Annotated in this window: 7 protein-coding genes; 3 read left to right on the plus strand and 4 right to left on the minus strand. The window is 72.0% G+C overall.

Going from position 1 to position 7,823, the window contains the following annotated elements:
- Positions 1–3: 3 nt before the first annotated feature.
- Together Q0848_RS17550 and Q0848_RS17555 are read left to right on the plus strand one after the other, a co-directional pair.
- Positions 4–882 (plus strand): hypothetical protein, encoded by an 879-nt coding sequence (locus Q0848_RS17550; RefSeq protein WP_299039890.1) that lies wholly within the window; start codon positions 4–6, stop codon positions 880–882.
- A gap of 411 nt (positions 883–1,293) precedes the next feature.
- On the plus strand, positions 1,294–1,563 hold the full coding sequence (locus Q0848_RS17555) for a hypothetical protein (RefSeq protein ID WP_299039892.1): 270 nt from the start codon (positions 1,294–1,296) through the stop codon (positions 1,561–1,563).
- Between the two features lie 55 nt (positions 1,564–1,618).
- On the opposite strand, the gene Q0848_RS17560 is transcribed toward Q0848_RS17555, so the two are convergent.
- Positions 1,619–2,311, minus strand: coding sequence for a hypothetical protein (locus Q0848_RS17560; RefSeq protein WP_299039894.1), 693 nt, complete (start codon positions 2,309–2,311; stop codon positions 1,619–1,621).
- An 828-nt stretch (positions 2,312–3,139) separates the two neighbouring features.
- Between Q0848_RS17560 and Q0848_RS17565 the strand changes: the two genes are divergently transcribed.
- Positions 3,140–3,880 carry a GNAT family N-acetyltransferase gene (locus tag Q0848_RS17565; protein WP_299039895.1) on the plus strand — a complete coding sequence of 247 codons (741 nt, stop codon included), beginning with the start codon at positions 3,140–3,142 and terminating at the stop codon, positions 3,878–3,880.
- Positions 3,881–4,021: 141 nt separating this feature from the next.
- On the opposite strand, the gene Q0848_RS17570 is transcribed toward Q0848_RS17565, so the two are convergent.
- From Q0848_RS17570 to Q0848_RS17580, 3 genes are all read right to left on the minus strand, one after another.
- On the minus strand, positions 4,022–4,666 hold the full coding sequence (locus Q0848_RS17570) for a DUF305 domain-containing protein (RefSeq protein WP_299039897.1): 645 nt from the start codon (positions 4,664–4,666) through the stop codon (positions 4,022–4,024).
- A 115-nt stretch (positions 4,667–4,781) separates the two neighbouring features.
- Positions 4,782–5,294: a hypothetical protein gene (locus tag Q0848_RS17575; protein WP_299039899.1), complete on the minus strand. Its 513-nt coding sequence runs from the start codon at positions 5,292–5,294 to the stop codon at positions 4,782–4,784.
- A gap of 76 nt (positions 5,295–5,370) precedes the next feature.
- Entirely contained in the window at positions 5,371–7,587 is a 2,217-nt protein-coding gene (locus Q0848_RS17580; protein ID WP_299039901.1) for a copper-translocating P-type ATPase, read from the minus strand.
- Positions 7,588–7,823 lie beyond the last annotated feature (236 nt).

Here is a 7,823-nt window from a genome sequence, read left to right on the forward strand (position 1 = left end):
CGCATGGACCCGACCACTCTGGAAGCGCCCGAGAGCGACGATGTCGTGATCACGCCGGGTCAGGCGTGGGCGGAGCTCCTCGGGGCGGTCAAGCGCCCCGCCGCGCCCGTCCGCAACTCCTTCGTGCAGCGCCCACGCGACGACAAGGCAGGACGCGACCAGCAACGTGGTGCGCTCCTGTCGGTCCTGGTGCGTGGCCACCAGACGCGCGCGCTCGACGGCTACCTGGCGCTCCTGGCGCTCGAGCGTCTGCTGGGCCCCGACGAGCCGTGGCACTCGAAGGTCTGGGCTCGCCTGCTGGCCACCTCAGACGTGCCAATCCCCGAGGCCTCCGTCAGCAGGACGTGGAAGCAGCTCGAGGACCACGGGCTCATCGAGCGCACCCGCCGCCGCCGCCAGGCCCTCGTGCGGCCCAGGCTCGAGGACGCCAGCGGTCCCTACATCCACCTCGGGACCAACGCCGAGGTCCAGGCCACCGGCGGGTGGCCGGTGCGCGAGGCCTACTTCCAGGTGCCGCACGACTACTGGCTGCAGGGGCATCACCGACACCTGTCGCTGGCCGGCAAGGCGATGCTCCTCGTCGCCCTCCAGGCGACGGGCAGGAGCCCGGACTTCTACCTGCCCCAGGAGAGCGCCCCCGCCTGGTACGGCCTGTCCGCCGAGACGGTCCAGCGCGGCATCGCCGAGCTCAAAGACCTCGACGTCCTCTCGGTGCGCCACGAGCGCATCCCGGCCGCGCGAGCACCGGAGGGCTACACCGTCCGGCACCACTACACGCCCACGGGCCCGTACGCCCTCAAGCGCCGGCAGGCCGCCAGCAAGGCCACCACCGCGCAGATCCGCGCCCGGCAGGCCGGGACGCAAGGCCAGGTGCCCGCGTAGAACCACAGACAACACCGGGGACAGGTAGTGCATCGGCACCTGCCGCGCCCGACTCGATCACCCGAACGGGTGAGATTTGCGGCCAAGAAGGAGGGCAGACCAGGACAAAAAGGACAGGTGCACGTCAAGTCAAATGCGAAATTGACATGACGGTGTACAATCCTTCATGCGGCTCCCCGTCGCCAGGTCGTAGTCCAGTCCGGTTCCCGCCGGTTGGGACCTGATCCGTTCAAGTACTGAGGAGGCAGATGCGCATGCTGATCGATCGCGACACGACGACAGTAAGCGATTCTGAGGCTGTGGACAAGTCGTTCCACAGACGTTCCACGGACGGGCTAGCCCCGCCGCGGGACCGCCGGCTGCGCCGGCGTCCACCCCTCCGAGGTGCGCCAAGCACCCCTTGGAGGGTCCATGCTCCACCGTCCGAAGCCCGTCCCGCCGCCTGATCGCGGCACCCGAGACGCCGTCGTCAAGGCGGTCCTGCTCAACCTGGCATGGCTCGTACCCAGGCTGATCGTGCTGTCCGGGCAGGTGATCCTCGCGCTGCTGCGCATCGTCGGCATCGCCCTGTGGGTCAGCAGTGGCGACGTCTCGGCTCTTCCCGACGTCCTCGACGTCCTGAGGGATGCCGCCGCCGCCATCGCGGACCTGTTCCGCGGCTGGGGAGGTGGTGCCGGCTGACGTGCCGCCCCTCGCGTGACATCCAGTCACGCGAGGGGCGCCCTCCACCCGGTCGTCAGGCGCCCTCGGCCTCACCGTCGTCGCCCGCTGCAAGGAAGGGCGCGACCCTGCTCAGCAGGGTCAGCGCGTCCTCCTGGGAGCCGGTAAAGAGGCAGGTGTTGCGCTCGGGCGCCTCGACGTCGTCGGAACGCACCGCCACGACCAGGTGCTCGATGCCGGCGCCGGCGACGAAGTCGGGGACGTGGCGGCGCAGCACGGCGCCCACGGCCTCCGTCAGCTCGGCGTCCAGGGTCGGGTTCTCGTGCAGCTCGGGGCGCAGGGCCTCCTCGAAGATCTTCACCAGCTCGGGCTTCATGTGCAGCCCCTTCGTCCGGTGGAAGGACGTGACGCCCTCCTCGTAGTCAGCGAAGACGGGACGCCGGGTGCCAGCAGGCAGGACGCCGAGCTCGACCAGCGCCTCGACGTGCCGGGTCATGGGGCCGGTGACCTTCCCCCGCAGCGTCTTCCCATCAGGTCCGCGCAGGACCTCGTCGTCCGCGAAGCCGCCGCCGGCGACCACCGCGGCCAGGGCCGCACGGGTTCCCGTGGCCAGCCTCGCGGTGAAGACGCGGCCGGTCTCGGGCGTCCAGCCGTCGACGGGCTCCTGCTTCACCTCGACGTCCAGGCCGTCGGGGAAGTGCTGGGCCAGCAGGGCGGCGGCCGCCGCGACCCGGGACATATCCCCCTTGGTGATGAGCTGTGCGTGCATCGTGTTTCCCTGCGTCTAGAGGGTCTGTCGAGACGCAAACGCTAGACGTGTCTCGACGAGTTCACAAGAGACGTTGAGACATGGGTAGCCCCAGGTGAGTGACTCGCGTCTCACATACCATGGTTTGTGACACACGTAGTGATGGAGTGCGCCGGGTGCGTCCCAAAAACCCGTCTCACCCGGGAAGGTGCCCGAGGCACCAAAGCAACGGACACTGTATTTGGGACACTTGTCGACCGTTCCGCGTGTCGTAGGTGGCGGAGGGTGCGCCGGTGTCGTGGGGTACGGGTGCGGGTCGCGCCTACCCTGTTGGCATGCCGATCCGTCGCCACACGAGCGTCGGGCAGAGGCGGCGAGTGGCCGTGTGGCTGGTGTCGGTGCTGGTCGCGACGGTGGCGGTCGTGCTGACGGCTCATCACCCTCCGGGTGCTGGTGTGGCCGGTGAAGGGCCCGCGGTCGTGCACGGGAGTCACGAGCACGGCGGTGCTCACGGTGGTTCGGGCGAGCAATCTGGTGCCCATCCGAACGGACACGTGGCCCGGCCGCGTCAGGGGCTGTCGGCGGCAGCAGCGGCGACGAGCCGGTCCGGCCGCGGTGCGGCGACCGACCTCTCGTGCGCGGTCACGTCGTCACTGCTGTGGTGGATGGCCCGGGCGCGTGAGTGGCGGGGTCCCCCCCGGGTGCTCGGGTGTAGGTCGGTGCATGGGCTGGTGGCTCCGTCGTTGGAGCAGCTGTGCCTTCGGAGGGTCTAGGCGGCGGTTCCGTCATCACTGGTGCCGGCCGCGGCCGCACCGGTGGCGCGCACGCCATCGGAGGACTCACACACTCATGCCCACGCGCGACCAGCACGACCGGAAGGCCGGAAAGTACGACGACCCGCCCGCCAGCTCGCCCCCGTTGGGGATCAAGAGGTTGGGGAACCAGGACTGTGTGGTGACCGCCAGGCTGCATCAGGAGCACCTGTCGGTTGGGCTCTTCCCCCAGCTCGGGCTGCGTTTCCTCAGCCGCTGGCACCGGACCTTCATCGCTGCGCCCCACGGGTGGGGGGCGGTCGCCGTCGACGAGCGGGCGCAGATCGTGGGGTTCGTGCTCGTCGCGACAGACGTCGAGCAGTACGTCAGCGAGGTGCTCTCCGCCCAGCGTTGGCGGTTGGGTGCCGCTGGAGTGGTGGCCCTTCTGCGGCGGCCCTCAGTGGCCATGGGGTTCGCCCGGACGCGCAGCAGGCGGTACGCCAAGCGGCTACTTCGCCGGCGAAGCCAACCGCACCGGGGTGGTGGGTCGCCGACCACCCCGACCACCACGGCCGTCGTCTATGCCATGGTCACCGCCCCTGCTGCTCGTGGCCGCGGTGTCGGGCGCGACCTTCTGGACGCCGCGGTGCAGGCAGCGCGGGCCGCCGGCGCCACCGAGGTGCGCCTGCTGACGCGGTCCCGCGGTCCCGCTACGTCGCCGACGGAGAACCTGGCCTCGGGCGCCGCCGGCTTCTACGAACACCTTGACTGGCACCGTGTCCGGCAGGTCGAACGCGACGGCAGCGTCCTCGTCGAGTACCGCCTTCCCCTGCGGTAGCCGGGGCCCGGTAACCCCGGCGGTTGGCTGGTTGCCAACTCGGGGCCGTGGTCTGCCAGCACCGGTCGGTCCGGTGCTCCGGTGCGGCCGGGGGTCCGGGTCGGTCACCCGCGAGTGACCGACCCGGACCCGTCGAGACCGTCAGGGCTGGTTGATGAGCTCTTCCATGGTGGTGATCTCGGCTTCCTGGGCGGCGATGATGTCGGTCGCGAGCTGCTGGGCCTGCGGGTCGGAGCCGTCCTCGAGCTCGGTGCGGGCCATCTCGACCGCGCCGGTGTGGTGCTCGATCATCATCGACAGCCACATCTGGTCGAACTCGCGGCCCGAGGCGGCTTCCAGGGAGGCCATGTCCTGCTCGGTCATCATCCCCTCCATCGACTCCGAGCCGTGGTCCATCCCCTCCATCGCGCTCATGTCGGCAGAGGGTGCCGGCTCGCCGTAGGACTCCAGCAGGGTCGCCATCTGCTCCATCTCGGGGCCCTGCGCCTGCTCGATCTGCGCAGCCAGGTCCAGCACGGCCTGGTTGTCGGTGCGGCCCTGGACCATCTGCGCCATCTCGGTCGCCTGGGCGTGGTGGGGGTACATCATCTGCAGGAACATCACGTCGGCGTCGTTGTGGTCGCCGTCTTGCGCGGACGAGGTGGTCGACTCCGACGGGCCGCTGGTGGCGCTGGGAGTGGTCCCAGCGCCCATGTCCATGCCTTCCATCGAGCCGTCGTCGCCGCAGCCGGCCAGGACCAGCGCGCTCGTCAGGGCAAGGGCGGGCATCACGGTGCGAATCTTCACGAGAGGTCTCCTCAGAGCGGCGTCTGCTGCGGGTTCGCGTGTGCACCGGCGGTGCATTCACGCGTGGTGAGCGGGGCCCGGGGCGCGTCGAGAGGTCGACGTCCCCGGTGGCCTGTCACACCCGCAGCACAGACAGCTGCGCCAGGGACAGGTGGGCCCATGGCGGGACGCCCAGCACCGCCTGCCCCCCCGCGGTGACCAGCCGGCCCAGCCAGCGGACGTCCAGGTCCAGGGCCGGCAGCCGGTGACGGCGGTGGGTCCACGACAGCGCGCCCGCCAGCAGCAGCCCGCAGACCACCGCCAGGCACAGATGGCCTAACGACGCGCCATGAGCGCCGTCGCAGTCCGGGCAGCCGTGGTGGGACTCGACGGGTGAGTCCTCGGTCGACCCGGCTGCCGGGGTGTGCCCTGTCCCGGTCGCCTCGGCCGCGGCGACGGTCGCGGCCCGCTCGGGGGCGTCGCCGTGAGCGGGTCCGGTGCCCGTCACGGCGTGCATGAGCACCACGGCCGCTGCGAGCAGGACGACGGCCGCCCTGCGCGCTGCGGTGGGCAGAGCCCGGCAGGAGGCGGCCGCGCGCAGCGGCGGGCCCAGAACAGAGCTCGAGTGGGAGGCCAGGTGGGAACTCATGGGTGGCGGCCTCCTCTCGCGGGTGCAGGTGGTCCGGGTCCCTGCGCGGTCGCAGGACTGCTGGTGCAGGGTCTGTTCAGGCGCGGGTGGTGCGCAACCGCAGGGCGTTGGTGATGACGCTGACCGAGGACAGGGCCATCGCGGCGGCGGCGATCACCGGGGACAGCAGCAGGCCGGTGAAGGGGTACAAGACACCGGCCGCGAGGGGGATGCCCGCGCCGTTGTAGGCGAACGCGAAGACGAGGTTCTGGCGGATGTTGCGGGTGGTCGCCCGCGACAGCCGGCGGGCACGGACCAGGGCGGCCAGGTCGGCCTGCAGCAGGGTGATGCCGGCGCTCTCCAGGGCGACGTCGGTACCGGTGCCCATCGCGACGCCGACGTCGGCCGCGGCCAGGGCGGGGGCGTCGTTGACGCCGTCGCCGACCATCGCCACGACGTGCCCCTGCTCGCGGAGCTCGCGGACGACGTCGTGCTTGCGCTGCGGGGTGACCTCGGCCTCGACGCGCTCGATGCCGACCTGGCGGGCGACGGCTCGTGCGGTGGCCTCGGCGTCACCGGTGAGCATGACGACGTCCACGCCGTCGGAGCGCAGCGCCTCGAGGGCCGCGTGCGTGCTGTCCCGGACGGGGTCGGCGACCGCCAGGACAGCGGCGGGCGCGCCGTCGACCGCGACGAGCACGGCGGTGGCGCCGCCGGCTCGGACCCGCTCGGCGGGCTCTTCCAGCGGGGTGGGGTCGACGTCGTGCTCGCGCAGGTGCGCGGCGCTGCCGACCAGGACGCGGTGTCCGTCGACGAGCCCGGACACCCCGCGGCCCGCCGGGGCGGTGAAGTCCTGCACCACGGGGGCCGGCCGGCTCGAGGGGCCTGCGTCACCGGTGGTGGCGGTGGCGTCGTCGGCGGTCACGACGGCGTGGGCCAGGGGGTGCTCGGAGGAGCGCTCGAGCGCGGCGGCCAGGCGCAGGACGTCGGTGGGGTCGACGTCGCCGTGCACGTGGACGCCCGTCAGCTGGGGGCGGCCCTGGGTGAGGGTGCCGGTCTTGTCGACGACCACGACGTCGACCCGCTGCAGCTGCTCCATCGCCTCGGCGTCCTTGACGAGCACGCCCGCGCTGGCGGCCCGGCCCAGACCGACCATCACCGACATCGGCGTGGCCAGCCCCAGCGCGCAGGGGCAGGCGATGATCAGCACGCTGACCGCCACGACGAGGGCGTGCGCCAGGGCCGGGTCGGGCCCGACCAGCGCCCACACGCCGAAGGCGGCCACCGCGACGGCGATGACGACGGGCACGAACACCGCGGCGACCTTGTCCACGGTCGCCTGGATCGGGGCGCGTGAGCGTTGCGCGGCGGAGACGAGGTCGACCACCCGGGCCAGGACGGTGTCGCCGCCGACGGCGCCGGCGCGCACGAGCAGCCCGCCCCCGGAGGCCAGGGTCCCTCCGATGACGGTGTCGCCCTCGACCTTGGTGACCGGCATCGACTCGCCGGTGACCATCGACTCGTCGAGGCTCGCGCGGCCCTCGACGACGGTCCCGTCGACCGGGACCTTCTCGCCGGGGCGCACCCGCACCAGGTCGCCCACGGCGACCTGGGCGAGGTCGACGTCGTGCTCGGTGCCGTCGGCCTCGACCCGGCGGGTGGTCGGCGGGGTCAGGTCCAGCAGCGCGCGGACCGCCCCGGAGGTCCGCTCACGGGCGCGCAGCTCGAGCACCTGCCCCAGCAGCACCAGTGCGGTGATCACGGCGGCGGGCTCGAAGTAGACGTCGACCGTCCCGCCCATGCCGCGGAAGGCCGCCGGGAAGATCCCCGGCGCCAGGACCGCCACGACACTGAAGGCCCACGCCACCCCGGTCCCCAGGGCGACCAGCGTGAACATGTTGAGGTTCCGGCTGCGGACCGAGGCCCACCCGCGGACGAAGAAGGGCCACCCGGCCCACAGCACCACCGGCGTGGCCAGCAGCAGCTGCACCCACACCGAGACCGCCGGCGGCACGAGGTCGTGCACGGCCGGGACGAGGTGGGAACCCATCTCGAGCACCACCACCGGCACCGTCAGGGCCACCGCGACCCACAGTCGCCGCGTCATGTCGGCCAGCTCCGGGCTCGGCCCGTCGTCGGCGCTCACCGTCACGGGCTCCAGCGCCATCCCGCAGATCGGGCACGCGCCGGGGCCCTGCTGCCGGACCTCGGGGTGCATCGGGCAGGTGTGCTCGACCGTCCCGCCGGCGCTACGGCTGGACGCCGTGCCGCCCCTGCTGGTGGCGGCGCCACGGGCGTGCTGCGTGTGAACCATGCCCATCAGAATACCCCTGGGGGGTACCTTGTTCCCGGTGGTCGGGCAGTGCAGGGGGTGGCCTCGTCGTTGGGGCTCGCGGGGCGTGCCGCGCCGGCCCCGGTGGTGCGCGATGACCGTCCGTTGTTGGACTCCTCTAAACGGGCCGTCCGCGGCCTTATCCGATGGTTTTTGGAGCACTCGGCTAGAGAGGCTTCGGCGGGTGCGTCAAAAACGCGTCCTTCAGAACCGAGTGC

Source organism: uncultured Pseudokineococcus sp., from assembly GCF_947495735.1.
Classification (GTDB): domain Bacteria; phylum Actinomycetota; class Actinomycetes; order Actinomycetales; family Quadrisphaeraceae; genus Pseudokineococcus.

What these genes read in the sequence shown, in the direction of transcription:
- Q0848_RS17560 (WP_299039894.1), bottom strand. Translation starts at nt 2,311, where the DNA reads ATGCACGCACAGCTCATCACCAAGGGGGATATGTCCCGGGTCGCGGCG.
- Q0848_RS17580 (WP_299039901.1), bottom strand. Translation starts at nt 7,587, where the DNA reads ATGGTTCACACGCAGCACGCCCGTGGCGCCGCCACCAGCAGGGGCGGC.
- Q0848_RS17575 (WP_299039899.1), bottom strand. Translation starts at nt 5,294, where the DNA reads ATGAGTTCCCACCTGGCCTCCCACTCGAGCTCTGTTCTGGGCCCGCCG.
- Q0848_RS17565 (WP_299039895.1), top strand. Translation starts at nt 3,140, where the DNA reads ATGCCCACGCGCGACCAGCACGACCGGAAGGCCGGAAAGTACGACGAC.
- Q0848_RS17550 (WP_299039890.1), top strand. Translation starts at nt 4, where the DNA reads ATGGACCCGACCACTCTGGAAGCGCCCGAGAGCGACGATGTCGTGATC.
- Q0848_RS17555 (WP_299039892.1), top strand. Translation starts at nt 1,294, where the DNA reads ATGCTCCACCGTCCGAAGCCCGTCCCGCCGCCTGATCGCGGCACCCGA.